Here is a 24,699-nt window from a genome sequence, read left to right on the forward strand (position 1 = left end):
TGCCTTCCATTCTTCGGACCTCGTCGTCACCGCCCACGGCCATCGACACGCGTTCATGTCATGCCACCGTGTGCGAAGCGCGCGACGTCCGGTTCTTGTATTCCCGCTCCATGCCCCGGCGCACCACGCCGCCGAGCGATGCCGGCCAATGCGCCGCGCAGATGCGCGAGGGTCACCGGTTTGGTCAACACGCAGGCGACTCCTGCGTCGGCATACCGCTGCCTGTCGACAGGCGCGACATGCGACGCCACGACCATCACGTCGCAGCCCGTGCCGAGATCGCGCACGGCATTCGCCAGCGTGCAGACCGACATGTCCGGCAGACTGGCATCCACCAGCAGCACGTGCCACGCGCCGGTGGCCAGCAGGTCGAGCGCCGCTTCGGCCGTACCCGCCGTCTGCACCTCGCAGCCCAGCACGTGGAGTTGCTCCCGCAAGAGCGTGCTGCCGACGGAATCGATGCCGGCGAGCGCCACACGCACCGCGCGCGGACGAACGGCTTCCACATGCGTGCTCGCCGACCGTTGCGCGGCAACGCCGCCGGTGTCGGCCATCGCCTGCGCAAGTGCGGCCTTGAAGCCACCCAATGCATAACTCGACACGCGTATCGTCCTGCCTGCCCGATACGCTTGCGGCGGGCCGTCCGGCGTGGCGAACACGACAAGGCTGTCGCCGCCCAGGCTGTCGAGCTCCGCGCGCGACCAGGCATCCGATTCGCCGAACAGGACGATCGCGACGGCCCGCGCACGACGGTCGGCCGGAATCCGCGCCGGGCGCTCGTATGCGTCGACGTCGAAGCCCCATGCACGCAGATGCGGCAACGCGAAGCGCTGCCATTCCGTACGCGCAACGACGATCAGCGGCGCGCGCGCGCGGCGCGCCGGATGCGTATCGAGCGGCACGACCGCCATCCCGAGCGGCACCGTCAACGTGAAGCGGCTGCCGGCGCCCGGCACGCTCGCCACGTCGATCCGTCCGCCCATCGCGGCCGCGAGACGATCGCACAGCGCGAGCCCGAGCCCGGTGCCGCCGTAGCGGCGTGTGATCGACGCGTCGACCTGCGAGAACGCCTTGAACAGCTTGTGCCGATCGGCGCCCGCAATGCCGATGCCGGTGTCCTCGACGGCGATCGACAGCGCGGCGTCGCCGCATCCGTCCAACGCAACCGACACGCGCACGAGCACATGCCCGCTGGCGGTGAACTTGATCGCGTTGCTCAACAGATTGCCGAGCACCTGCCCGAGCCGGGTCGGATCGCCGCGCATCCGCTGCGCGTCGCTCGCATCGATATCGGCGAACAGCGGCAACCCTTTCGCTTTTGCGACGGGCGCGAACGCCGCCAGTTCACGCTCGATCACCGTGATCACGTCGAACTCGATCGACTCGACCGACATCGCACCGGCCTCGATCTTCGAGAAATCGAGGATGTCGCTGACGATCGCGAGCAGGCCTTCGGCCGATGCACGCAGCGTCTGCACGCGGCTCTGCTGTGACGCATCGAGCGCCGTGCGCCCGAGCAGTTCGAGGTTGCCGAGGATCACGTTGAGCGGCGTACGGATCTCATGGCTCGTCGCGGCAAGAAACGACGACTTGGCCGCATTCGCCGAATCGGCCGCGCGCACGGCCTCCTCGAGCTGATGCACGAGCCGGCGCTGCGCGGTCGTGTCGGCAAAAGTCGCGATCAGCACGTCCTCGCCCTGATAACGCGCGCTGTGCGCGATGATCTCCAGATGCAGCGGCGCGGCGCCGTGTGCATCGAGCACGAGTTCGGTCATCATCGTCCGACCCGCGCCGCCGTGCGCGATGAACGCGTCGTATTGCTCGAGCACCTGCGCGCTCAGCGCATGGTGATCGCCGCCGTGCGGCACGAGCATCTGCGCCAGCACGTCGCTCGCGAGCATCACGCGACGATCGGACAGCGACACGAGACCGATGCCGACCGGTGCCATCGCGATCACGCTGCGACACAGCGCCTCGCTCTCGAACACGCGGGCCGAACGCGCGTAGACCGGCACGAGCACGCGCCGGTGGAATCGCACGAGCAGCAGCCACATCACGACGATCGCAACGAGCGTCGACGCCGCGAGCGCGCCTGCCTGCACGCCGATGCCGGCCGCCACGTCGGCCCACGACAGCACATAGGCGATCGTCCAGCCGGTCGCCGCAAGGCGGGAGCGGAACACGATCGCGCCGTCGCGAAAGAGCGGCTCGCCGGCTGCCTGGCCGCGCTGCGCGACATCGAGGTTCAGCAAGCGCTCGGTCAGCGCATTGGTCCGCTCGACACCGGGATCGATCGCGATCAGCCGGTTGTCCGCCGACACGACGAAGAACACGCCGGCCGGGTTGCGTTCGGGCAGCCACGACAACAGGTATTCCGGGGCGTATTCGGTGACGAGTACCGCGAACGGCAGGCCGCCGGCGCGCGCTTCGGCGGCGATCCGGATGCGCGCCTGCCCCGTCACGGGATTGATGTAGGGCGACAGCCAGCGAACGTGCGGCCGACCGTCTGTCGGTGCCGGGCCGTCGAAATTGACGTGCAGGGCCGCGAGGACACGCGCGCGCGCCTCGGCCGTCGCGAGTGCGGGATTGTCGCGCGCCAGATGCGGTACGAAGCCGAACACCCCCGTGCGCGTACTGTAGTGGTAGCCCTCGAGCGTGCGCCCGCGATTGAGCGAACTCGCCGCGCCGATGCGCGACAGCAGGAACGACAGCGCGAGATAGCGCGCCACCTCGTCGCGCTGCGCGGTTTGCCCCGGCACGCCGACCACGAGCGACGGATACGGCTTGATCGCGAACTGCTGGCCGTTGGCGAAAAACGCGTTCACGACGTCGGGAGGCGCCGCGCCGAGTTCATGCCAGACCAACTGTGTATTCGCGACGCCGTTGCGGAACGACGTCTCGGCCACCTGCACCTCGTCGACGGCTTCCTCGACGCCGTTCAGGAAATTACGCCGCTCGGCATCCAGATAGCCGTAGACGATCGACGTGATCCCGAGCCCGCAGGCGATCAGGATCAGGATCGTGACGACGATGCCGCCCCCGAACATCGAAATGCTCTGGTAGCGGCGAATGGACTGAAGCGTGCTGTATGGCATGACTCGACGTGACGGCGCCCGGGATGCGGACATGCGGCAAATTCCCCGCCGGGCTGGGCGTCACGATGGATACATTCGGGATAGCGATATCCCGATCATGCCAAACGACACGGTGAAAATCAGTCGTGCATTATCCTTTTAGTACACGTCCGATTTGTTTTTATGCTTGTTTTGAACTCGAACGAATCTTCGCGGCGAAATCGCACACGACGTGCTGTCCGAAGTCACGAGATCGCTCAGGTAAGCGGCGCCCTGCGCGCCGTAATCGTTCGCCTGCTGCACGAAGCTCGCGCCGGTCAACTGGTACGTGAAGATTGGCGACTGCGTCTGGTCCTTCACGTAGATCCACGACAGCGTGCTGCCGAACACTTGCCCGCCCTTCACGCCTTCGCTGTTGGCCTGCGCGATGAAGTCGCTGACGTTCGGTTCGTCGCGGCCCCGGTCACACCCGCGTTCCGGCCGGCTTCGTCACCATGCCGCCGCAGCCGGCGACGGACGCGCAAAGCGCTGCAACCAGCGCAGCTTGAGTGAGACGTTGGGAAAGAATGGCCTTCGTGTCGTTATCGATCGATAGCGTCGTTGTTCGGCTTATCGTTCGTGCGAACTTCGATAAGCCATCCGGCTGGCGCGCGATGGTGGTCTCCCCGCGGCTGCCCCCGTTGCTTCAGGCCCGGTCGGTAGTACCAGTACGTCTGCTGCCAGACGCCGTAGTACGGATAACCCGAAACCAGTAGCCGTGTGCGCACCCGGCTCGCGCACGGCGAGGCGAATACAATTCGCCAACGCCGACGCGCAGTCCAAGGCTCTCTCAGGCTCTCTCTTCGAATCGTTCTGTCACGTGCTGCTGCCGCTTTTCGCTGGGCCGACCGCGGTCGACACCGGCCTCCAGACCTGACGCGACAAACAATAGTGACGTGGTGAGCAATAATAATGGAGAAATATGGCATGTCAAGGTGATTCGTGATTTCAAAGTTTGCGTATCACGTCACTTTTGAATATGCTCTTCGTCGCGAAAACCCAGGAGACCCCTTCGAGATGTCCACCAGCGAGCAGGCCAACGCCGATCTCATTACCGCCACCAAGGTGCACGATCTGCTGACGCGCAACGGCATTCCGCCGCGCAGCCACAACACGACGATCGCGAACGTGCTGGGCCTCAGTTTCTCGGTCGTCACGCGCAAGATGAAAGGGCTGATTCCGTGGAACCTGTCGCAGTTGCAGGACATCGCGACGCACTTCGGCGTGCCGCCCGCGATCCTGCTCGACGACAAGGGCACGCAGCCGGCCGCCGCCGAGATGATCGACGCGACGCTCGTGATCGAGTCGCGCCGCTTTCGCTGCCGCGCGGCGATCTCGGCGAAGGCCAGCAGCCAGATCGAAACGGATTTCGTCGCGCTGCAGTGGCAGGGCGAATGGATCGTCACCGAACGCCAGCACGCGCGCGAAGGCCGCACCTATCCGGTCGATGTCATCGAACTGCGCTCGAGCCAGCCGACCGTCTATGCGGCTCGGATCGCCGTGGTCGACGATTCGCAGGACGTCGCCGAAACGGTGTGCGAGTACTTCATCGAAAAAGGCGTGAACGCGGTCCCTTACTATGACGGCGCGTCGTTCCGCAAGGCGCTGGAAGTCGAGGATTTCGACGGCTACATCCTCGACTGGATGCTCGGCGACCAGACGGCCGCCGAGCTCGTGCGCGGCATCCGGTCAAGCGAGAACGGCGGTGCGCCGATCTTCCTGCTGACCGGCAAGATCTCCACCGGCGAAGCGAGCGAGGACGAGATCGCGCACATCGTGTCGCACTACAACGCGCGCTGCGAGGAAAAACCGGTGCGCCTGCCGATCCTGTTCGCCGAAGTCGCGCGCGAACTGAAGATCGCGCTGCCGGCCGGCCCGGCCGCCGCCGCCGCCGCGAGCTGAGACCACAACAAAGACCGACCATCACACGAACACGAACACGAACGAGGAAACACATGCGAATTTCGACGATCTGGATCAAGAGCCTGGTCACGGCCGGCCTGCTCGGCATGGCTGCCGCGTGCTGCGCCGCGTCGTTTACGTTCACCGTCGACGGCAAGATCGGCCGCAGCAACCAGCCCGGCAAGACGACCTTCGTCTTTTCCGAGCAGGCGCTGATGGCGCTGCCGCAGCACACGATCGTCACGTCGACGAGCTGGACGCCGAAGGCGACCTTCACCGGCCCGCGCCTGTCCGACGTGCTGAAGACCGTCGACGCGCAAGGCACGCAAATCGAGTTCCGCTGCATCGACGAGTACACGTTCACGATCCCCGTGTCGGATGCCGACAAGTACGGCGTGATCCTCGCGCGCACGATGAACGGCAAGGTGCTCGGCAACGACAACTACGGGCCGCTGTGGATCATGTATCCGCGCGACCAGTATCCCGACGAGCTGAAGACGCCGCTCGGCGAAGCCAAGTTCGCGTGGCAGATCATCGGCCTGACCGTGAAGTAAGCGCGCGACATGAAGCGCGGGCGGTGGAAGAACAGAAAAGTCATCCTGGTCCTGGGATCGCTGTGGATCCTGGGATTCGCCGCGTGGGCATTCCTGCTGTGGGACCTGCTCGCGACGTCGGTCAACGAGGGCGTGCTCGAAGGGCCGCGTGAAGGCGTGTTCTGGACCGCCGCGCAATACCGCAACGTCTACACGCGCTTCGACCGCCAGCTGATCCTCTACGCGACGCACGTGGACGACGACTACGACCACGTGCAGATGCAGCTCGACAGCCTGTCGGTGTCGTTCGGGTTCCTGCAGCGGCCGTCGGAGGTATCCGAATACTGGCTGCGCATCCCGCGCGCGCGCAAGGAGATCGCGGTGCTCGGCGAATTCATGGCGCGCCTGAAGCAGGACGTGCCGCGCTTGCACCATGCACCGAACGATGCACCGCGCGTGATCGACGAGGTCAATGCGTACTGGCCGAAGGTCAACGGCCTCGCGAACTACTTCCGCGCGATCGAGATGGCGCAGCGCGACTTCACGTTCCATCAGCTGAAGGAAAAGCAGCGGGCGATCCTGTCGCTCGGCATCATCCTCGGCGTGATCCTCGGCGCGCTGTTCCTGCTGCTGTTCTATACGATGCGTACGCGCGACGACCTGCTCGAGCGCCAGGACGCGGCGCTGGATGCGGAGCGCAAGGCATCCGATCGCGCGTTCGAGATGATCGAGGCGAAGAACGCGTTCCTCGGGATGGTCAGTCATGAGCTGCGTACGCCCTTGCAGGCGATCTGCGGGTCGATCGAGATCCTGCTCGCGCGGCCGCAGTCCGACGCGAACCTGAAGACGATCCGGCGGCTGCAAAATTCCGCGTCGTCGCTTGAAGCGCTGGTCAAGGACCTGACCGACTACATCAAGCTGCGCTCGACCAAGCGCCTCGCCGAAACCGAGACGGTCGGCATGGCATCGCTGCTCGCCGAGGTGATCGATCCGCTGCGCGAGAGGATCGCGGCCAAGCGGATTGCAATTTCGCAGCAGGTCGAGCCGCATGATCTCGCGATCCGCTCCGATCGCAAGCTGTTGCGGCAGGTGCTGTCGAACCTGATCGAGAATTCGGTGAAATACACCGTCGACGGATCGATCGACGTATCGATCCTGCTCGTCGACGCGCCGGCCGGCCGGCAGCTGAGACTCGCCGTGCGGGACACCGGCGCAGGTATCGCGAAGCAGCATCTGTCGAAGATCTTCGAGCCGTTCTATCGCGCGAACGACGCGGTCGGCCTGCATGTGGACGGGATCGGGATGGGGCTCGCCGTCGTGCGCGAGATCGTGACGACGCTGCGCGGCCATGTGGACGTGCGCAGCACCGTTGGCGAAGGCAGCGAGTTCGTCGTGACGCTGCCGGCCGAAGTGCCGGATGCCGGCGAAACGGCCGGCGACGCGCCCGCATGGCCGGCTGCCGCCGCGCATCGCAACCGCCGCGCGCTCGTGGTCGACGACAACGACAACGCGCGCGAAACGCTCGGCGCAATGTTGTCGGCGCTCGGCCTCGACACCGATCTGTGCAGCACCGGACAAGAAGGCGTCGCCCGTTTCGGCGAAGCGCATTACGACCTCGTCGTGCTCGACCTCGAGCTGCCGGACCTGAGCGGCTTCGAAGTCGCTCATCGCATCCGGATCGCCGCGCAACCGGACAACGACGGACGGCTTCCGTCGATTCTCGGCGTCAGCGCGTACGAATCGGCCGCGCTGCGCGAGAACCAGCGGGTGTTCGACGAATTCCTGCCGAAGCCCGTTCATCTGCGCGAACTCGGCGCGCTCGTCGAGAAGCTGCTCGGCTGAACGCGGCCGAAATGCGGCGCGGGCCCGCCTGCTCGCCCGTTCGCGTTGCCGCTTCTACTCGCCAATCAAATGCAGCACGATGTCGCGCCGATGCGCCGCGCGACGGTGCTCGAACAGATAGATGCCCTGCCAGGTGCCGAGCACCATGCGCCCATGCTCGACCGGGATCGACAACTGCACCTGCGTCAGCGCCGTGCGCAGATGCGCGGGCATGTCGTCGGGCCCTTCGGTGTCGTGCTCGTAGCGCGTGTCGTCCTCGGGTGCGAGCGTCGCGAAGTAGCGCTCGAGATCGCGCTGCACCGACGGATCCGCGTTCTCCTGGATCAGCAGCGACGCGGACGTATGGCGGCAGAACACGGTCAGCAGCCCGGTGCGGATCGCCTGCTGGTCGACGAATGCGCGCACCTGCGGCGTGAACTCGACGAGGCCGCTCCCGCGCGTGTCGACGCCGATGTGCGTGATGGCCTGTTGCATGATGACGCCCTCAGGCAAGTGCGGCGAAGCCGTCGGCTTCGATCTGCTTCGCGTCGGCGGGGCGCACGACGCGCGCGACTTCGACCCCGTCGCGCAGGAATACCAGCGTCGGCCACAGCTTCACGCCGAACGACCGGCCGAGCGGCCGGCCCGGACCATCCTCGATCTTCAGGTGCCGCACGGCCGGATGCGCGGAAAACGACGCGACGATCGCAGGCTGCGCACCTGCGCAGATCCCGCACCAGTTCGCGCCGAATTCGATGACGGTGGCACCGGCCAGTGCGTCGACTTCCGCGCGCGTCGGCGCATTGGCGGTGTAGCGTTGTTCAGTGTCCATCGGGGCCCTCGTGTGCAATGGCGGAACGTGGCCGCCGCGTGCCGGCGTGGGCGGCAGGTGCGGCCGGTGATTTCCCACTGTAGCGGAAAAGCGCGCGCGATGCCGATGGTGGTGCGCGGCTACATTCGCGTATTCGAAGTGCGCATCCAGCGCGTGCACGGGCACCCGGACCTGCTGATGGATGGCCATCCGGACCACGTCGATCCGGACAAGTGGTCGCCACCGATCATGAGTTTTCAGAAGTTCTACGGCCTCGCACCGCATCAGCCGCATGCGTCGCGGCTCGCCGACATTCCCGAGCGCGCATATCGCAGCCCCGACATCGAGCGCTCGCGCGAAGCGGGCATGACGATGGATACGGCGCGGCGATAACGCAGGGCGGCCCGCGTCACGCAAACGCCTCGCGTACGCGGTGCCGCTGCTCGCGTCCTGCTCACGTCCGGCTCTCGTGCACCGGCTGGTGCGCCGGTGGGTGCGCCGGTGGGTACGCGGCGGCTGGCCGCGGCGACGATCGGATAAGATACGGGCCGATTGACCCATGATCGAACCGACGGAGTATTTCAGTGATTCAACCGACCCAAGTATTCAAGGACAACCTCGCGCAATTGCCGGCCATCGACGGCATCGCGCGCATCGATCTCGTCGGCGCGAACGGCGACGTGGTCGCCAGCATCGAGAACCAGCCGGGCAAGCAAGGCTCGCTCGCGGTGTACAACTACCTGAAGCAGGCATTCGGCACGCTGGATGCGAAGGCCGCCGAACACGGCCTCGCGGTATTCGCGGAACATACCGCCGACGCACGCAACCGCCCGGGCGCACACCCGAACGTCGATCGTCTGCTGGCGATCGTCGACGGTGGCGACGCACTGCGGATCGACGTGATCGCGCAAGGCTGAGTCCACATGCGGCGCATCGCTGCCCGGCCGTTTGCCCGCCGCGTCGCATCGCTCGCGGCACTCACGTGCATCATGCTCGGCGGCGCGGCGTCGGCCGATACGCTGCGTACGGCTTCCGATATCGCGGGTGCGTCGCTGGTTCCGCTCGGCGCGCTGCCGCACTCGCCGGAGAACGGCGCGCTCGACACGTTTTGCGCGCAATATCGTGCGAAAACTGCAACCGCGGCCGGCCGCGACGTCGCGAAGCTCGGCTGGATCGTGACGTCCGAAGCACCGCTCGGCCGCTACACGGTCGTCACGTTCGCGAGCGGGTTCAAGTCGGGGACCAGCGCGATCTGCTTCGCGCGCAACGCAAACATCGGCGTCTTCGACGGCACGACGCTCGTCGCGCTCGGCTATACGGCGCGCGCGTCCGGCTGGCAGCTCGGCTCGGTCGAGCCGCTGGAAAGCGGCGCGCTGCTGGTCTGGGGCGGTGATGGTCCGTCGGCGCCCGTCGGCGAGTTGCGCGAAGAGAATGGCGGCTTGCGGCTGACCGCGGTTGCCGCCGAACGCACGTACTGTCACGGCCGCGCGATCGTGCCCAACGTGTACGGCAAACCGCTCGACAAGGCGCGCAAGATCCTGATCTCGCATGGCTGGCAGCCGCTGCGCCCGCACGAGAAACCGGACGCGATGGACGGCGCGGCGACGCTCGCGAAGCACGGGATCATCGAAGCCGAAGCGTGCTCGGGCACCGGCATGGGGTATTGCGCGCTGCGATATCGGAATGCGGCCGGCGTGCTCGGCGTGACGACGGTCGGCGGCGAGCCGGACACGCCGTCCGCGAATACCGTGATCGATTATCAGGTGGCTTGCAGGCAGCAGTAACCGACGCGAGGCAGCAAGAAACTCGTGATCTCGTTCGCTTGATTCGTCGTACCCTCAGTCGTTCATCGTTTGAACCGCCAGCAGTCGCCACTGTTGTTCAAAATCCTGAACATGCCGCGCCGGCGATCGTAGGCGCCGCCGATTTCCGCATCTTCCGAACCTCGCGGCTCCCGCTCCCCCGGTATCGCGGCCACGCGTCTCTCCCACCACCCGCCACGCGTCGCTCTCGAACCTGGTCGCCCATGTCACCGTACGGCGTGTCCCATCCGGCAACCTCGCTCGATCAACGGTAGTACCCCGAATCTTCCCGGTGCATGGCCGCACCGCCACTGCGCCCGAGCGCACGCTGACAGTGCCGCTCCCCCCGCGTCGCATCAAACGCCGTGGATCCCCCTCTCCCGCTACCGACAAGGCTGAGCGCCCCATCCATCGACATCTGCCGCGGCTGGCATGCATATTGCCAACGAGGACCTGACGCCGCATGCCGGCGTCTTGCGATGTTCGGACCGATCCAGCCGGTGTCCGACCGGCAATCCGCAGAGGTCATCACCATGACGCGTTTGCGCACCTCCTTGCAGAGCGGCAACTGGCGCTCGCTGCTCGCGTGCTTCCTGTATTTCGACACCGGCTTCACCGTCTGGGTGCTGTACGGCCCGCTCGCGCCGTTCATCGGCAAGGACATCGCGATGTCCGCCGCGCAGCAAGGCTTTCTCGTCGCGGTACCGGTGCTCGCCGCGGCGATCCTGCGCGTGACGCTCGGCAACCTGTACCAATCCACGAATGGACGCACGATCGCGCTGATGGGCGTCGTGTTGTCCGCACTGCCGGCAATCGTCCTGCCGTGCGTGCCCGGCACGCCGTCGTACGCGCTGCTGCTCGTGCTCGGCGTATTCCTCGGGATGGGCGGCGCAAGTTTCGCGGTTGCGCTGCCAATGGCGGGCAGCAGCTATCCGCCGAAAGTGCAGGGCCTCGTGCTCGGCCTTGCCGCGGCTGGCAACATCGGCGCGGTACTCGACGGCTTCATGTTTCCGCATATCGCGGCCGCCGTCGGCTGGAAGCTGTCGACCGCCGCCGCGCTGCCGCTGCTCGCGATTGCCGGCTTCGCGATCGCCGCGTGGGCCGACGACCGCGGCGAAAAATCCGGCAGCGTGCCGCGTGCGCTCGGTGCGTTCGCGATCACGCTCGCCGGCCTCGTCGCGCTGGTCCTGGCCGTGCACGGCGGGCTGTTCGGTGCCGGCAAGACGGGCGTGCTGCTGCTGCCGGTGATGGGCGCGCTGCTCGCGATCGCGATCCTGCCCGCGCGCTACCGCGCGGTGCTCGCCGAGCGCGATACGTGGGTCATCATGCTGATCTACAGCATCACGTTCGGCGGCTTCGTCGGCATGTCGTCATACGTGACGCTGCTGCTGACGTCGCTGTATCAGATGCCTAAAATCGACGCCGGCCTGTTCATGTCGCTGCTCGCGTTCCTCGGCGCGATCGTGCGGCCGCTCGGCGGCTTCATCGCGGACCGCGTCACGGGCGTGCGCACACTGATCGTGCTGCTCGCGGCAATCGCCGCCGCCGATTTCGCGTTCGCCGCGTGGATGCCGCCGCTCGCGGGCGGCATCGCATTGCTGATCTGCCTGTACGTCGCCTTCGGGCTCGGCAACGGCGCGACCTTCCAGCTCGTGCCGCACCGCTGGCAGGGCAAGACGGGCCTGCTGTCCGGCATCGTCGGCGCCGCGGGCGGAATCGGCGGCTTCTATCTGCCCGTCGTGATGGGCATCGCGAAGGAAAGCACCGGCAGCTACCAGCTCGGCTTCATGACGTTCGGCGCCCTCGCCACCGGTGCATGCGGCGCACTCGTGCTGCTGCGTGCGCAATGGCTCGAATGGGCCATGCCCGCCGACGCACGCGCGGCCGCCCTGCCGGCGATCCCGGCGAGCGGCATCACGCATGTTGCCGAGTGAGCACCCCAGCGGGCCGCCACATCGGCCCGCTTGACCGGCGCGGCCCATGCCGCCGGCGACATGTCGAACGGGCGGTCGTGCTGCATGCGCCTGCACGCCGTGTGACGGCAAACAACTGACGAATCGATCGTTGCCGCTCCGGTGCACCGACTTGCATTGCAATGCACCAATGTAGCCCGTACCGCGCATGCACGCGGTGCGCGCCCATCGGCGCACATTGCACCGGGACGCGGCCCGGCGCATTGGCACGCCGTTTGCTTTTTGACTCCTTGACAAGCGGGGCGACCTGCACGCTGAACGCCAAGGAGACGTCGTAATGCGGAAGATGAAGCTGGTGATGGTCGGCAACGGGATGGCGGGCGTACGCACGCTCGAAGAACTGTTCAAGCTGGCCCCGGATCTGTACGACGTCACGGTGTTCGGCGCGGAGCCGCATCCGAACTACAACCGGATCCTGCTGTCGCCGGTGCTGGCCGGCGAGCAGACGCTCGAACAGATCGTCCTGAACGATTACGCGTGGTACGAACGGCACGGCGTGAAGCTGCTGACCGGCCGCAAGGTCGTGAAGATCGACCGCGTGCGCCGGGTCGTGGTGGCCAACGACGGCACCGAGGCACCGTACGACCGCCTGCTGCTCGCGACCGGCTCGAATCCATTCATGCTGCCGATCCCCGGAATCGGGCTCGACGGCGTGCTCGGCTATCGCGACATTGCCGACACGCAGGCGATGATCGACGCATCGTCGCAGTATCGACGTGCGGTCGTGATCGGCGGCGGGCTGCTCGGCCTCGAGGCCGCGAACGGCCTGAAGCTGCGCGGCATGGACGTGACGGTCGTCCACCTCGCGCCAACGCTGCTCGAGCGGCAGCTCGACGCGACCGCGGGCGAATTGCTGCGCAAGTCGCTGGAAGCGCGCGGCCTGGCATTCCTGATGTCGAAGCAGACTGCCGCGCTGGAGGCCGACGGCCCGGACGGCAAGCGGGTGCGCGCGGTCCGCTTCGCCGACGGCGATTCGATCGAAGCCGATCTCGTCGTGATGGCGATCGGCATCCGGCCGAACACCGAACTCGCGGAAAGCACGGGGCTCTACTGCAATCGCGGCGTCGTCGTGAGCGACACGATGCAGACCTACGACCCGCGCATCTACGCGGTCGGCGAATGCGCGAGCCACCGCGGCATCGCGTACGGGCTCGTCGCTCCGCTGTTCGAGCAGGCCAAGGTCGCGGCGAACCATCTCGCGGAATTCGGCATCGGCCGCTACGCCGGCTCGGTCACGTCGACGAAGCTGAAGGTCACCGGCATCGATCTCTATTCCGCGGGCGACTTCCTCGGCGGCGAAGGCACCGAAGACATCACGCTGTCCGATCCGCTCGCGGGCGTCTACAAGAAGATCGTCGTCAAGGAAGACCGGATCGTCGGCGCGTGCCTGTACGGCGACACCGCCGACGGCGCGTGGTATTTCAAGCTGCTGCGCGAGGGCCGCAACATCGCGGACATCCGCGACACGCTGATGTTCGGCGAGACGAGCCTTGGCGACACCGGGCACAGCGGCGTCACGCACGCGGCGGCAATGGCCGACACCGCCGAGGTATGCGGCTGCAACGGCGTCTGCAAGGGCACGATCGTCGGCGCGATCAAGGAGAAGGGACTCTTCACGCTCGAAGACGTGCGCAAGCACACGAAGGCATCCGCGTCGTGCGGTTCTTGCACGGGCCTCGTCGAACAGATCCTGATGTCGACGCTCGGCGGCGACTATTCCGCGTCGCCGAAGGCGAAGCCGGTCTGCGGCTGCACCGACCGCACGCATGCGGAAGTGCGCTCGGCGATTCGCGAGCACAAGCTGCTGTCGGTGCCGGCCGCGATGCACTTCCTCGAATGGCGCACGCCGAACGGCTGCTCGACCTGTCGCCCTGCACTGAACTACTACTGCATCAGCACCTGGCCGCACGAGGCGAAGGACGATCCGCAATCGCGCTTCATCAACGAACGCGCGCACGCGAACATCCAGAAGGACGGCACCTATTCGGTCGTGCCGCGCATGTGGGGCGGCGTGACGACCGCCGACGAGCTGCGCCGCATCGCCGATGTCGTCGACAAATATGCGATTCCGACCGTCAAGGTCACGGGCGGGCAGCGCATCGACCTGCTCGGCGTGAAGAAGGAGGACCTGCCGGGTGTATGGCACGACCTCGGGATGCCGAGCGGCCATGCTTATGCGAAGGCGCTGCGCACCGTGAAGACCTGCGTCGGCTCCGAATGGTGCCGCTTCGGCACGCAGGATTCGACGCTGATGGGCCAGCAGCTCGAACGCGCGCTGTGGCGGATGTACGCGCCGCACAAGGTCAAGCTGGCTGTGTCGGGCTGCCCGCGCAACTGCGCGGAATCGGGGATCAAGGACGTCGGCGTGATCGGCGTCGATTCCGGCTGGGAAATCTACGTCGGCGGCAACGGCGGGATCAAGACCGAGGTTGCGCAGTTCTTCTGCAAGGTGAAGACGCACGAGGAAGTGCTCGAGCATGCTGGCGCGTTCCTACAGCTCTATCGCGAGGAAGGCTGGTATCTGGAGCGCACCGTGCACTATCTCGAACGCGTCGGGCTCGACTACGTGAAAGCGCGCGTGCTCGACGATGCCGACAACCGCTCGGCGCTGTGGGAACGCCTGCAGTTCGCGCTGAAGGACGAGCCCGATCCGTGGCACGACACCGACGACGCACAGGTCGACCTGCGCCAGTTCATCCCGATCGCCGTCGAAACGGCCGGCCGCTGACGCCGCCACTGCCACCGCCAGGAAACCTCAAGATGACCACTTTCGAACCCGACTGGATCGCGGTCTGCCGGATCGACGACATTCCCCCGCTCGGCGCACGCGTCGTCAAGCGGCCCGAAGGCGCGCCCGTCGCGCTGTTTCGCACCGCGGGCGACCGCGTGTTCGCGCTGCTCGACCGCTGTCCGCATCGCGGCGGCCCGCTGTCGCAGGGCATCGTGCACGGCGAACAGGTGACGTGCCCGCTGCACGGCTTCAACGTCGCGTTCGGCAACGGCTGCGCGCTGCCGCCCGACGACGGCTGTACGCCCGTGTTCAGCGTCGCGTGCGACGGCGACGCCGTGCTGCTCCGGCGCAGCGAACTCGCGTCGCTCGCGATCGGCGACGACGCATCCGGCGCACCCGCGTGCGTCGCACCAGGGCACGCTGCATGACGGGAATGGCAGCAGTACTCGATCGCAACGCTCACCAAGACGCCGACCTGCGCGAAACGCATTCGACCTGCTGCTACTGCGGCGTCGGCTGCGGCGTGATCATCCAGACGACCGGCGATGGCGACGGACGGCGCAAGATCGTCGGCGTGCGTGGCGACCCCGACCATCCGGCGAATTTCGGCCGGCTGTGTTCGAAAGGCAGCACGCTGCACCTGACCGCCGCGCCCGAACGCTATGCGCAGACCCGTGCGACGCATCCCGAACTGCGGCACGCGCGCGACGCGTCGCGCACGCGCGTGTCGTGGGACGACGCACTCGATCACGTCGCCGCGCGCTTCGCGCGGATCGTCGAGCAGCACGGCCGCGATGCGGTCGGCTTCTACATTTCCGGCCAACTGCTGACCGAGGATTACTACGTCTTCAACAAGCTCGCGAAGGGCTTGATCGGCACCAACAACATCGATTCGAATTCGCGGCTGTGCATGAGCTCGGCCGTGGTCGGCTACAAGAAATCGCTCGGCGCCGACGCGCCGCCATGCAGCTACGACGATCTCGATCACGCGGGCACCGTGCTGATCGCCGGCGCGAACCCGGCGTTCGCGCACCCGATCCTGTACCGCCGGCTCGAAGCCGCGCGCGAGCGCAATCCGGCGATGAAGGTGATCGTCGCCGATCCGCGCCGAACCGATTCCGCAAGCGACGCGACGCTGCACCTCGCGCTGCAGCCCGGCACCGACGTCGCGCTGTTCAATGCGATGCTGCACGTGCTGGTGTGGGACGGCTCGCTCGACCGCGCATTCATCGACGCGCACACGAACGGCTTCGATGCGGTACGCGACAGCGTGCGCGAATGGTCGCCGGCCGTCGCGGCACAGGTCTGCGGGCTGCGCGCGGACGACATCGTGAAAGCCGCGCGCTGGTTCGCCGACGGCCCATCGCTGTCGCTGTACTGCCAGGGGCTGAACCAGTCGGCGGACGGCTCGCACAAGAACGTCGCGCTGATCAACCTGCATCTGGCCACCGGGCAGATCGGCAAGCCAGGCGCGGGGCCGTTCTCGCTGACCGGGCAGCCGAACGCGATGGGCGGCCGCGAAGTGGGCGGGATGGCGACGCTCGCGTCCGCGCATCGCGATCTCGCGAACCCCGCCGATCGTGCCGAAATCGCGCGGCTGTGGGGCGTCGACGACGTGCCGGCGCAGCCCGGCCTGACCGCGGTCGAGATGTTCGACCGGCTCGCCGCAGGCGATCTCAAGGCCGTATGGATCGTCTGCACGAACCCGGCTCACTCGCTGCCGAACCAGGCGGCCGTGCGCGCGGGGCTCGCCCGCGCGGAATTCGTCGTGCTGCAGGATGCATATGCGCATACCGGCACCGCGCCGTACGCCGACGTGCTGCTGCCCGCGGCGACGTGGGGCGAGAAGGACGGCACCGTCACCAACTCGGAGCGGCGCATCTCGCGCGTGCGGGCAGCCGTCGAACCGTACGGCGACGCGCGCGCGGACTGGCGGATCGCCGCGGAGGTCGGCCAACGGCTCGAGGCACGGCTCGCGCCGGGCCGCGCCACGCTGTTTCCGTATGCGGATACGGAAGCGGTATGGAACGAGCATCGTGCGACGACGGCCGGGCGCGATTGCGACATCGGCGGCCTGTCGTGGCCGCAGCTTGAAGCCACCGGCCCGCAGCAATGGCCCTTTCCGCCGGGCGCCGCGCACGGCGCCGCCCGGCTGTATGCCGACGGACGGTTTCCGACCGCCGACGGCCGCGCCCGCTTCATCGCGACGCCGTACCAGCCGGTTGCGGAACCGGTCGATTCGCGCTTCCGCTTCGCGCTGACCACCGGCCGGCTGCGCGACCAATGGCACGGCTGCAGCCGCACGGGCAGCGTGCCGAAGCTGTTCTCGCACGCCCCGGCGCCGAGCGTCGACCTGAACGCCGCGGACTGTGCGCGCCTGGGCATCGGCCCGCACGACTTCGTGCACCTGACGTCGCGCCGCGGCAGCATGCTGCTGCCCGCGCGCGCCGACGACGCGATCGCGCCCGGCCAGGCGTTCACGCCGATGCACTGGGGCGACGAGTTCGTGTCCGGCGTGGCTGGCAATCGCATCGGCGCCGGCGTCAATACGGTGACCTCGGCCGCGCTGGACCCGCACTCGCGCCAGCCGGAACTGAAGCACGCCGCGATCAAGCTGCTGAAGGCCGACCTGCCGTGGCGCTGGCTGATCGCCGCGCGCTTGGCCGCAGACGAACTGCTGGCGCGGCAGCGCGAGGTGCGTGCGCTGTTCGCGCGATTCCCGTACGCGAGCTGCGTGCCGTTCGGCACCGATGCCGGTGGCGGGCTCGCATGGCGCGCGGCGGCGTACGAGCCGGTGCCCGTCGCACTGCACCGCGAGATCGAGGCGCTGCTCGGCTTGCCCGAACATGCGATCGACGTGATGAGCTACGGCGACGCACGGCGCGGCACCGCCCGCCGCGTGCGCGTGGTCGACGGCGTGCTGACCGCGTTCTCCGTGTCGGGCGCGGCGGGCGCAACCGAGGACAGTGCGGCCGTGCTGCGCGACTATGTCGACAGCGGTACCAGCGTCGGCGCGATCGGCCGGATGCTGTTGTTCGCAGGACGCGTGCCGTTGCAGGCGGCACCCGCACGCGGCCGCGCGGTTTGCAATTGCCTGGGCGTCAGCGAGAGCGAGATTCGTGCGGCGCTGTCGGCATGCCCCGCGGCCGCGACGCCTGCGGAGCGGTTCGCGGGCTTGCAGGCGCAACTCAAGTGCGGCACGCAGTGCGGCTCGTGCGTACCCGAGTTGCGGCGAATGAGCGCCGAGGCGATCGTGTCTTAGCGGGCTCGCGCGACAAAGGATCGATGCGCGCCGCCCGGTCACGAATTCCGGTACCGGCGCGCAATGTGCGTGCGCAATCGTCAGCGATTCGCGCCGAGCGCCACGCGCAGCCGCTCCATCAGCCGCGTGTAGTGCCGCAGCACGTCGGCCTTGTCCGTCACGTTCGCGGTCGAGAACCGCTCGGCCCACGCCGCCTTCCATTCATACGTGCCGTGCACGCTGCGGTCGCCGTCCGGCGCCTGGATCAGCGAACGGATCCGCGCGTCGCGCCCCGGCCCCGTATGCATCTCGAACAGCGCGTGGATGAACGTGTGATACGCGTCGTACACGTCGTCGTCGAACAGGTAGCGGTAGATGTGAAACGTGCGGTCCAGCTCGCGCTTCGCGCGGATCACGTCGTCCGGCGAGATGTCCTTCCAGTAGCCGATCCACGTGTAGAAGCACAGCAGCGCATTGAGCTGCGGCGCGACCGTGTCGTACAGCGTGAGCCGCTTCTCGATCAGCCGCTGGTTGGTCCACTGCACGAGCTCGAGCCGCTTCAGCCGGCGCGCGACGAGCCAGCCGAGACACGCGACCGACAACGGCGTCAGCACGCCGAGCACGAGCTTGACGATTTCCAGCGAATTCCACGGCGTGTTGAATGGCTGCATGAATGGCTCGCCCCAGAAAAGGCACCGCCCGGCGGATCGCATCGCGCGCAGCGCGCCTGCCCGATCGCCTTGCGGTTGACCGTTAGTTGCTTGCGCATCGAAGTCGCACCGTGATGCAGCCGGTGCGCGGCGAAGCGGCTTGTCCCGCCAGTGTATCGGTCGATTGTCACCGGCCGGTGACGACTCGCCGAACCGGCGTTGCGCACTCGTGCCGCGTTACGTCGGCAGCGCCGATGTGAGCTTGACCTTCTGCATCGGAATGTCGGTCTTCACGCTCAGCACGCCCGGAATGCGCGTCAGGTATTCCATCTGGAAGCGCCGGTAGTCGTCGATGTCGGCGGCCACCACGCGCAGCAGGAAATCGCAGTCGCCGGCCATCAGGTGACACTCGACCACTTCCGGCATCTGCTGGACGGCCTCGGCGAAGCGGTTCACGGATTCCGCGTCCTGCCCCTTCAGCCACACGCGCGTGAAGATCGTCAGCCCCTTGCCGACCTTCGCCGGATTCAGCACGGCCACGTATTTCTCGATCACACCCGCTTCCTCGAGCAGCCGCACGCGCCGCAGGCACGGCGACGGCGACAGCCCGACCTCGTGCGCGAGTTCCACGTTCTGCATGCGTCCGTCGCGCTGCAGCGCGCTCAGGATCCGCCGATCGATAGCGTCAAGCTTCATTGGCATTGAATTCCAAAAAAATCAAAAATCGTTCGTTCAATGCCAAATTCTCATGAAGTTCTGGCTATAACGCAACCCGATTCGAGTCAAAAAAGCAGACAATCCTCCTCCCCAAGGAGGAGTAATGAGCAGTAGCGTTTCAACGTCGTCCGGGCTTCGCGACAAGCCCGCCTATGTCGCCGAGATGGGTCGCGGATTGCGCGCGGCGCTGCCCGTCATGCTGGGTTTCGTGCCGTTCGCGCTGGTACTCGGCGCGCAGGCCGCGCAAAAAGGGCTGAGCCTGTTCGAGGTCCCGATGATGACGGGCCTGAATTTCGGTGGCGGCTCGGAATTCGCCGCGATCCATCTGTGGACGTCGCCGCCGCACATCGCACTGATCGTCGCGATGTCGTTCCTCGTGAATTCGCGCCACATCCTGATGGGTGCGGCGTTCGAGCCGTACATCCGGCGCCTGCCGCGCCGCCGCGCGTTCGCCGCGCTGTTCTTCATGTGCGACGAAAGCTGGGCAATGTCGCTCGCCGACGCGCGCTCGCGCTCGGCCACGCATATCAGCGTCCCCTATTACGCCGGCGTGTGTTCCGGGCTCTACCTGACGTGGATCTCGATGACGACGCTCGGCGCGGCGGTCGGCCCGACGATCGGCAACGTCGAGCAGTACGGCTTCGACATGGCGTTTACGGCCGTGTTTCTGGTGCTGCTGCGCGGGATGTGGAAGGGCGCGCGCGCGAGCCGTCCGTGGTTCGTGAGCCTCGTCGTCGCAGCCGCCACCCACCTGGCCGTGCCCGGCGCGTGGTACGTCGCGGCCGGCGCGTGCGCGGGGCTGATCGCCGCGCTGCTGTGGGAGCCGCGCGATGCTGCCTGATTTCGCGACGGTGGCGACCATCGTGCTGATGGCGTCGACGACCTATCTGTCGCGCGTGCTCGGCTACGTGCTGCTGCGCAACCGCACGCTGAGCCCGCGGATGGCATCGGTGATGGAGAACGTGCCCGGTTGCGTGCTGATCTCGGTGATCGCGCCGGCCTTCGTATCGACGCGCCCGGCCGACCTGCTCGCGCTCGCCGTCACGCTGGTCGCGGCGACACGCCTGTCGATCCTGCCGACCGTCATCGTCGGTGTCGCGTCGGCCGGCCTGCTGCGGTATCTGCTCGGATAGCGCAACGCCTGCCCGCCGCGCGAGCGGTACATCGAACCTCAAAACGGGCGCGCCATGCGCCCGTTTTCACATGCGCGCACCGGGCGCGGCACCGCATGGCACGACACGCAGCGCGACGCAATGCTAGCCTTGCGGGTGTACCCGCGATGCGTTTCCCCTCTCATTACCTATCTGCGAGGATCGTCCCGATGCAAGAAACCCACCCGCTGTTCGACCGCGTCCTGCTCACCAACGACGACGGATTCGACGCCCCCGGCCTTGAAGTGCTCGAACAGGTCGCCACGCAACTGGCGCGCGAAGTCTGGATCGTCGCGCCGGCGGAAGACCAGAGCGGCACGTCGCATTCGCTGAGCCTGCACGAACCGCTGCGCGTGCATCGCAAGGGCGAGCGCCGCTTCGCCGTGCGCGGCACGCCGGGCGATTGCGTCGCGATCGCGGTCAGCCACCTGATGAAGGACGCGCGGCCCGACGTCGTGCTGTCCGGCGTGAATCGCGGCGCGAACCTCGGCACCGAAACGGTGTTCTCCGGCACGGTCGGCGCCGCGATGACGAGCATGCTGGTCGGCGTGCCGGCGATCGCACTGAGCCAGGCATTCAGCGACCGCAACGCGGTGCCGTGGAATACGGCGCGCACGCACGCGCCGGACGTGATTCGCCGGCTCGTCGCGGCCGGCTGGGATCGCGACGCGTGTCTCAACGTGAATTTCCCGGCGCGGCCGGCCGATGACGTGCGCGGCTTGAAGGTGACGAACCAGGGCGCCGGCACGCTGCAGGGCGTCGAAATCGTGTCGGGGCGCGATCCGCGCGACATCGAATACCACTGGCTGAAACTGGCGCGCGCCCCGCGCGACGACGATGCGGATTCGGAAACGGTCGCGCTCGGCGAAGGCCATATCGCCGTCACGCCGCTGAAGTTCGAACGCACGCACGATCAGGCGCTGGCGCGGCTGCGGTCGAGCCTGGGCTGAGCGGCGCGGCCGGCCGGCCGGCCAGCCGCGAAACCGGCAGACGGCTTCGTGTGCCGGCGCATGATGCCGGCACCCTTCACTTCGCGCTTGCCGGCGCGCATGCGCACGCCGAGTTGTTCCGGCTCAGGTACGGCGGGTTCGCGGCCCAGCACAAGGACCATGCCGAACGCATCGAGGCCAGGCGCGAAAACAGCGTGGTGACGACCGAGGCGATCCGGAGAATGGTGGGCGCCACGCTCGACGAGCAGGAGATCCTCGCGTTCAGCGTCGGCGTGCGCAGTTTTGTGCACGGCTTCGCCGTGCTATGGATCGATGGCCATCTGGAAGGCAGCCAATCGGATATCGAAACGCTGGCGGAAGCCGCTTTCGAATTCTCGATGCACGCGTTTCCCGACACCGGGCGGCAATGAGGCGGGAATGCGTGCACGCGGCGTCCGGCGCTGGTGGTGCGCGCCGCGTCATGCGTCGACCGCGCCCCGTCACGTCAGGTTCATTCCCCCGTCGAGCATCACGATCTCGCCCGTCACGTAGTCGGATGCGACGAGCATCGCGACCGTCTGCGCGACGTCGTCCGGCGTCGCCGCGCGCCGCATCGGCGCGCGCTCGCGCCAGAGCTGCTGCGCGTCGGTCCAGTCGGCGGTCAGCGGCGTATCGACGAGCCCCGGCGCCACCGCGTTGACGCGAATTGCCGGCGCAAGCGTGCGCGCAAGCAGGCGCGTCGTGTGATTGAGCGCGGCCTTCGCCGCCGCGTACGGAATCGACGCGCCCTTCGGCCGCACGCCCGCATGCGAGCTGACGTTCACGACGCAACCGGCCCGCCCGCTCGATGCCGCTTCGAGCAGCGCGGGCTGCGCTTCGGCAACGAGCCGGAACGGCGCGATCACGTTGATCTCGTGCATCTCGCGCCACACGTCGGGCGTCGCGGCGGCGAGATCGTCGTGCGGAATCACGCGGCTGACGCCCGCATTGTTGACCAGCACGTCGAGCCGGCCGTGCACGGCGAGCGCGTCGCGGATCAACCGCACGCGCTGCGCATCGTCGGTGAGATCGGCCTGCACGTAGGCCGCGCCGAGTTCGCGCGCCATCGCGCGGCCGGTCTCGGCGGAGCTGCGCGAATGCAGGATCACCGCGTAACCGTCCGCCGACAGGCGTCGCGCGATGGCCGCGCCGATCCCCGACGTCGATCCGGTGACGAGTGCGACAGGCCGATGCACGCGCGATGCGCGCGGCTCGGCGACGGTTTCGGTTTCTGGTTCCGTGTCGGAGATCGGGGCGTTCATCGGCGGATGCGGCGCGTCCATGGCGTGAAATCCTGTCAGTGGCGTTCCCGCATCATAAGCGCGGCGACAAGCGCCGCAGGGATTGCATCGGCGAAACCGGGGCGGCCTCGCGGCCGCGGCCGGTACCGCCTGCCGATGCGAAGGCGCGGCGGTTACGGCTGTTTCGGCAGATCGACGAATGCTTCGAGTTCGCCGGCGATGTAAAGCCGCTTGCCGATTCTCGGGTATTCGCACACGTCGTGTTCGAGGCGCTGGCCGGCGATGAACAGTTGCAGCGGCACATCGCCGGTGTTCTGCAACGTGTGCGCATCGCCGCCGCGCGGAAAGCCGAGAAAATCACCGGGCCCGATGTCGAAAGTGCGCTCACCGATCGTGGCGATGCCGGTGCCGGACAGCACGTACACGCATTCTTCCTCGTAAAGGTGGCGGTGATACTCGGCCGATTCGTGACCGGGCATCAGCGTGAGCAGGTGAGCGCCGATTTGCGTGAGGCCGGTCAGGTCGCTGAGTTGCCTTTTGAGGCGAACGGCATTGGGATTCAGCGAATGCACCGCGCGCGTCGGCTCCATCTTCGCGATGTCGGCAGCTTTCAGCAGTTCCCGGGGAGGTGTCGTGGACATGGGGATCTCGTCAGCGTGAATGCAGCGATTGAACGGGCCGCCCGGGCCGGCGCGGCGCGCATGCCGAGCTATTGTCCGACATTTTCGCGCAGACGAGAAAGGCGTGCGCGCATGCCGGCGCACACCCGACGCACACCGCTACCGCGCGCAATCCGCCAGCAGGTTCGCCAGCACCGACGCGCCTTGCGCGAGGTGCACCGGATCGGCATCCTCGGCCTCGTTGTGGCTCAGCCCGGCCTTGCACGGGACGAACACCATCGCGCTCGGCGCGACGTACGACAGGTTCACCGCGTCGTGCCCCGCGCCGCTGCACATCTCCATGTACGGATAGCCGGCGGCGGACGTCGCCTGCCGCACGCGCGCGACGCACCCGGCGTCGAACACCACCGGCTCGTATTCGGCGATGGTCTGCACCTGCACCTGCGTGCCGCGCAGCGGAATGCGCTCCCGACAGATCGCCTCGATATCGGCGACGAGCCGCTTCAGCGCCGGCAGCGACGGATGGCGCACGTCGACGCTGAACTTGACCAGGCCGGGTATCGTGCTCGGCGAGTTCGGCTGGCACGCGACATGGCCGACGGTCACGCGCGCATCGGCATCGAACGCGTGCCCATGGTCGACGATCGCGGCGATCATCGCGGCCGCCACGCCCATTGCATCACGGCGCACGCTCATCGGCGTCGTGCCCGCATGCGACTCGAAGCCGGTCACCGTGACGTCGAGTTCGTAGATGCCCTGCACGCCGGTCACGACGCCAATCGGCAGGCCGGCGTTCTCCAGCACCGGGCCCTGCTCGATATGCGCTTCGAAATAGGCTTTCGGCATCTGCCGCTCGCGCTCGCGGCCGGCGAAGCCGGTGCGCTCGAGTTCGTCGCCGAGCAGCACGCCCGTCTGCATGCACGGCCGGGCCAGCGCGTAGTCGAGATCCAGCGTACCCGCGTAGACGGCCGAGCCCATCATGCCCGGCGTGAAGCGCGACCCTTCTTCGTTGGTCCACGCGACGACGTCGATCGGATGGCGGGTGACGATGCCGTGCTCGTTCAGCGCACGAATCGCCTCGAGGCCCGCGAGCACGCCATAGACGCCGTCGAAGCGGCCGCCGAGCGGCTGCGTGTCGAGATGGCTGCCGCACATCACGGCCGGCGCGTCGGGCTGCGTACCGGGCCGGCGCGCGAACACGTTGCCGATCGGATCGATGCGGATTTCGCAGCCGGCCTCCTCGCACCAGCGGATGAAGCGTTGCCGGCCGAGCACCTCGTCGGCGCTCAGCGCGAGCCGGCAACTGCCGCCGTGCGCGGTCGCACCGATCTTCGCCATCTCCATCAGCGAATCCCACAGCCGTTGCTGGTTCACGAGAATCATCGCGGTCACTCCCGAAAAGCCCCGAGCATATACACTCGATCC

General features: G+C 67.4%; 21 protein-coding genes and 2 pseudogenes. 14 read left to right on the forward strand and 9 right to left on the reverse strand.

The annotated features are described in order from the left end of the window. Positions 1-53: 53 nt before the first annotated feature. Both DIE15_RS17720 and DIE15_RS17725 read right to left on the reverse strand, forming a co-directional pair. Entirely contained in the window at positions 54-3,095 is a 3,042-nt protein-coding gene (locus tag DIE15_RS17720; RefSeq protein WP_124833945.1) for an ATP-binding protein, read from the reverse strand. A gap of 138 nt (positions 3,096-3,233) precedes the next feature. Beyond that, positions 3,234-3,515 (reverse strand): annotated as a pseudogene (locus DIE15_RS17725) (hypothetical protein); the annotation flags it as partial. Positions 3,516-4,130: 615 nt separating this feature from the next. On the opposite strand from DIE15_RS17725, the gene DIE15_RS17730 reads away from it, so the two are divergent. Genes DIE15_RS17730 through atsR form a run of 3 tightly spaced genes read left to right on the forward strand, consistent with a single transcriptional unit; the run spans position 4,131 to position 7,390 of the window. Continuing rightward, entirely contained in the window at positions 4,131-5,015 is an 885-nt protein-coding gene (locus DIE15_RS17730; protein WP_124833946.1) for a helix-turn-helix domain-containing protein, read from the forward strand. Positions 5,016-5,068: 53 nt separating this feature from the next. Next, positions 5,069-5,569, forward strand: coding sequence for a molybdopterin-dependent oxidoreductase (locus DIE15_RS17735; protein ID WP_057926335.1), 501 nt, complete (start codon positions 5,069-5,071; stop codon positions 5,567-5,569). 9 nt (positions 5,570-5,578) lie between these two features. Next, positions 5,579-7,390 carry a hybrid sensor histidine kinase/response regulator AtsR gene (atsR, locus tag DIE15_RS17740; RefSeq protein ID WP_124833947.1) on the forward strand — a complete coding sequence of 604 codons (1,812 nt, stop codon included), beginning with the start codon at positions 5,579-5,581 and terminating at the stop codon, positions 7,388-7,390. 54 nt (positions 7,391-7,444) lie between these two features. Here atsR and DIE15_RS17745 read toward each other — a convergent pair whose 3' ends face one another. Continuing rightward, a complete protein-coding gene (locus DIE15_RS17745; protein WP_057926333.1) occupies positions 7,445-7,864 on the reverse strand; it encodes a secondary thiamine-phosphate synthase enzyme YjbQ in 420 nt (139 codons plus the stop codon). Positions 7,865-7,874: 10 nt separating this feature from the next. Continuing rightward, positions 7,875-8,201: a thioredoxin family protein gene (locus DIE15_RS17750; protein ID WP_057926332.1), complete on the reverse strand. Its 327-nt coding sequence runs from the start codon at positions 8,199-8,201 to the stop codon at positions 7,875-7,877. A 111-nt stretch (positions 8,202-8,312) separates the two neighbouring features. Between DIE15_RS17750 and DIE15_RS17755 the strand changes: the two are divergent. The 7 genes and pseudogenes from DIE15_RS17755 to DIE15_RS17785 form a co-directional block, all read left to right on the forward strand. Next, positions 8,313-8,573, forward strand: a pseudogene (locus DIE15_RS17755) (flavin reductase family protein); the annotation flags it as partial. A 191-nt stretch (positions 8,574-8,764) separates the two neighbouring features. Next, positions 8,765-9,097 (forward strand): DUF2322 family protein, encoded by a 333-nt coding sequence (locus tag DIE15_RS17760; protein WP_057926330.1) that lies wholly within the window; start codon positions 8,765-8,767, stop codon positions 9,095-9,097. Positions 9,098-9,169: 72 nt separating this feature from the next. Beyond that, positions 9,170-9,964 carry a hypothetical protein gene (locus tag DIE15_RS17765; protein WP_244104889.1) on the forward strand — a complete coding sequence of 265 codons (795 nt, stop codon included), beginning with the start codon at positions 9,170-9,172 and terminating at the stop codon, positions 9,962-9,964. 551 nt (positions 9,965-10,515) lie between these two features. Continuing rightward, entirely contained in the window at positions 10,516-11,916 is a 1,401-nt protein-coding gene (locus DIE15_RS17770; RefSeq protein WP_124833949.1) for an MFS transporter, read from the forward strand. Between the two features lie 316 nt (positions 11,917-12,232). Then, the gene (gene nirB, locus DIE15_RS17775) at positions 12,233-14,683 is read left to right on the forward strand and encodes a nitrite reductase large subunit NirB (RefSeq protein WP_124833950.1); all 2,451 of its coding nucleotides are present in this window, start codon (positions 12,233-12,235) and stop codon (positions 14,681-14,683) included. Between the two features lie 32 nt (positions 14,684-14,715). After that, positions 14,716-15,114 carry a nitrite reductase (NAD(P)H) small subunit gene (locus DIE15_RS17780; RefSeq protein WP_057926327.1) on the forward strand — a complete coding sequence of 133 codons (399 nt, stop codon included), beginning with the start codon at positions 14,716-14,718 and terminating at the stop codon, positions 15,112-15,114. Continuing rightward, on the forward strand, positions 15,111-17,948 hold the full coding sequence (locus DIE15_RS17785) for a nitrate reductase (RefSeq protein WP_124833951.1): 2,838 nt from the start codon (positions 15,111-15,113) through the stop codon (positions 17,946-17,948). Before DIE15_RS17780 ends, DIE15_RS17785 begins: the two co-directional genes overlap by 4 nt. Positions 17,949-18,028: 80 nt before the next feature. On the opposite strand, the gene DIE15_RS17790 is transcribed toward DIE15_RS17785, so the two are convergent. Then, positions 18,029-18,598, reverse strand: a complete 570-nt coding sequence (locus DIE15_RS17790; protein ID WP_057926325.1) for a hypothetical protein — start codon at positions 18,596-18,598, stop codon at positions 18,029-18,031. A 216-nt stretch (positions 18,599-18,814) separates the two neighbouring features. Beyond that, the gene (locus DIE15_RS17795) at positions 18,815-19,273 is read right to left on the reverse strand and encodes an Lrp/AsnC family transcriptional regulator (RefSeq protein WP_006486309.1); all 459 of its coding nucleotides are present in this window, start codon (positions 19,271-19,273) and stop codon (positions 18,815-18,817) included. A gap of 124 nt (positions 19,274-19,397) precedes the next feature. Between DIE15_RS17795 and DIE15_RS17800 the strand changes: the two genes are divergently transcribed. The 4 genes from DIE15_RS17800 to DIE15_RS17815 all read left to right on the forward strand — a co-directional run bounded on the left by DIE15_RS17800 (position 19,398) and on the right by DIE15_RS17815 (position 21,805). After that, positions 19,398-20,135 (forward strand): AzlC family ABC transporter permease, encoded by a 738-nt coding sequence (locus tag DIE15_RS17800; RefSeq protein WP_124833952.1) that lies wholly within the window; start codon positions 19,398-19,400, stop codon positions 20,133-20,135. Next, positions 20,125-20,427: an AzlD family protein gene (locus DIE15_RS17805; RefSeq protein WP_082664671.1), complete on the forward strand. Its 303-nt coding sequence runs from the start codon at positions 20,125-20,127 to the stop codon at positions 20,425-20,427. The genes DIE15_RS17800 and DIE15_RS17805 overlap by 11 nt, the downstream gene beginning before the upstream one ends. Positions 20,428-20,615: 188 nt before the next feature. Continuing rightward, the gene (gene surE, locus DIE15_RS17810) at positions 20,616-21,395 is read left to right on the forward strand and encodes a 5'/3'-nucleotidase SurE (protein ID WP_057926323.1); all 780 of its coding nucleotides are present in this window, start codon (positions 20,616-20,618) and stop codon (positions 21,393-21,395) included. 50 nt (positions 21,396-21,445) lie between these two features. Next, complete coding sequence (locus tag DIE15_RS17815) at positions 21,446-21,805, forward strand: TetR-like C-terminal domain-containing protein (RefSeq protein WP_057926322.1); 360 nt, start codon at positions 21,446-21,448, stop codon at positions 21,803-21,805. 69 nt (positions 21,806-21,874) lie between these two features. On the opposite strand, the gene DIE15_RS17820 is transcribed toward DIE15_RS17815, so the two are convergent. From DIE15_RS17820 to DIE15_RS17830, 3 genes are all read right to left on the reverse strand, one after another. Beyond that, complete coding sequence (locus DIE15_RS17820; protein WP_124833954.1) at positions 21,875-22,696, reverse strand: SDR family NAD(P)-dependent oxidoreductase; 822 nt, start codon at positions 22,694-22,696, stop codon at positions 21,875-21,877. Positions 22,697-22,827: 131 nt separating this feature from the next. After that, positions 22,828-23,295, reverse strand: coding sequence for a cupin domain-containing protein (locus DIE15_RS17825; protein ID WP_057926320.1), 468 nt, complete (start codon positions 23,293-23,295; stop codon positions 22,828-22,830). A 138-nt stretch (positions 23,296-23,433) separates the two neighbouring features. Next, on the reverse strand, positions 23,434-24,657 hold the full coding sequence (locus tag DIE15_RS17830) for a Zn-dependent hydrolase (protein ID WP_057926448.1): 1,224 nt from the start codon (positions 24,655-24,657) through the stop codon (positions 23,434-23,436). Between the last annotated feature and the right edge of the window lie 42 nt (positions 24,658-24,699).

Source organism: Burkholderia sp. Bp9031, from assembly GCF_003857965.1.
Taxonomy (GTDB): domain Bacteria; phylum Pseudomonadota; class Gammaproteobacteria; order Burkholderiales; family Burkholderiaceae; genus Burkholderia; species Burkholderia ambifaria_A.

Bases quoted from the DNA above. Each gene is read 5' to 3' on its own strand.
- atsR (WP_124833947.1), top strand. From the start codon at position 5,579: ATGAAGCGCGGGCGGTGGAAGAACAGAAAAGTCATCCTGGTCCTGGGA.
- DIE15_RS17825 (WP_057926320.1), bottom strand. From the start codon at position 23,295: ATGTCCACGACACCTCCCCGGGAACTGCTGAAAGCTGCCGACATCGCG.
- DIE15_RS17765 (WP_244104889.1), top strand. From the start codon at position 9,170: ATGCTCGGCGGCGCGGCGTCGGCCGATACGCTGCGTACGGCTTCCGAT.
- DIE15_RS17780 (WP_057926327.1), top strand. From the start codon at position 14,716: ATGACCACTTTCGAACCCGACTGGATCGCGGTCTGCCGGATCGACGAC.
- DIE15_RS17830 (WP_057926448.1), bottom strand. From the start codon at position 24,657: ATGATTCTCGTGAACCAGCAACGGCTGTGGGATTCGCTGATGGAGATG.
- DIE15_RS17795 (WP_006486309.1), bottom strand. From the start codon at position 19,273: ATGAAGCTTGACGCTATCGATCGGCGGATCCTGAGCGCGCTGCAGCGC.
- DIE15_RS17770 (WP_124833949.1), top strand. From the start codon at position 10,516: ATGACGCGTTTGCGCACCTCCTTGCAGAGCGGCAACTGGCGCTCGCTG.
- DIE15_RS17750 (WP_057926332.1), bottom strand. From the start codon at position 8,201: ATGGACACTGAACAACGCTACACCGCCAATGCGCCGACGCGCGCGGAA.
- DIE15_RS17730 (WP_124833946.1), top strand. From the start codon at position 4,131: ATGTCCACCAGCGAGCAGGCCAACGCCGATCTCATTACCGCCACCAAG.
- DIE15_RS17720 (WP_124833945.1), bottom strand. From the start codon at position 3,095: ATGCCATACAGCACGCTTCAGTCCATTCGCCGCTACCAGAGCATTTCG.
- DIE15_RS17820 (WP_124833954.1), bottom strand. From the start codon at position 22,696: ATGGACGCGCCGCATCCGCCGATGAACGCCCCGATCTCCGACACGGAA.
- DIE15_RS17785 (WP_124833951.1), top strand. From the start codon at position 15,111: ATGACGGGAATGGCAGCAGTACTCGATCGCAACGCTCACCAAGACGCC.
- nirB (WP_124833950.1), top strand. From the start codon at position 12,233: ATGCGGAAGATGAAGCTGGTGATGGTCGGCAACGGGATGGCGGGCGTA.
- surE (WP_057926323.1), top strand. From the start codon at position 20,616: ATGCAAGAAACCCACCCGCTGTTCGACCGCGTCCTGCTCACCAACGAC.
- DIE15_RS17790 (WP_057926325.1), bottom strand. From the start codon at position 18,598: ATGCAGCCATTCAACACGCCGTGGAATTCGCTGGAAATCGTCAAGCTC.
- DIE15_RS17800 (WP_124833952.1), top strand. From the start codon at position 19,398: ATGAGCAGTAGCGTTTCAACGTCGTCCGGGCTTCGCGACAAGCCCGCC.
- DIE15_RS17745 (WP_057926333.1), bottom strand. From the start codon at position 7,864: ATGCAACAGGCCATCACGCACATCGGCGTCGACACGCGCGGGAGCGGC.
- DIE15_RS17735 (WP_057926335.1), top strand. From the start codon at position 5,069: ATGCGAATTTCGACGATCTGGATCAAGAGCCTGGTCACGGCCGGCCTG.
- DIE15_RS17805 (WP_082664671.1), top strand. From the start codon at position 20,125: ATGCTGCCTGATTTCGCGACGGTGGCGACCATCGTGCTGATGGCGTCG.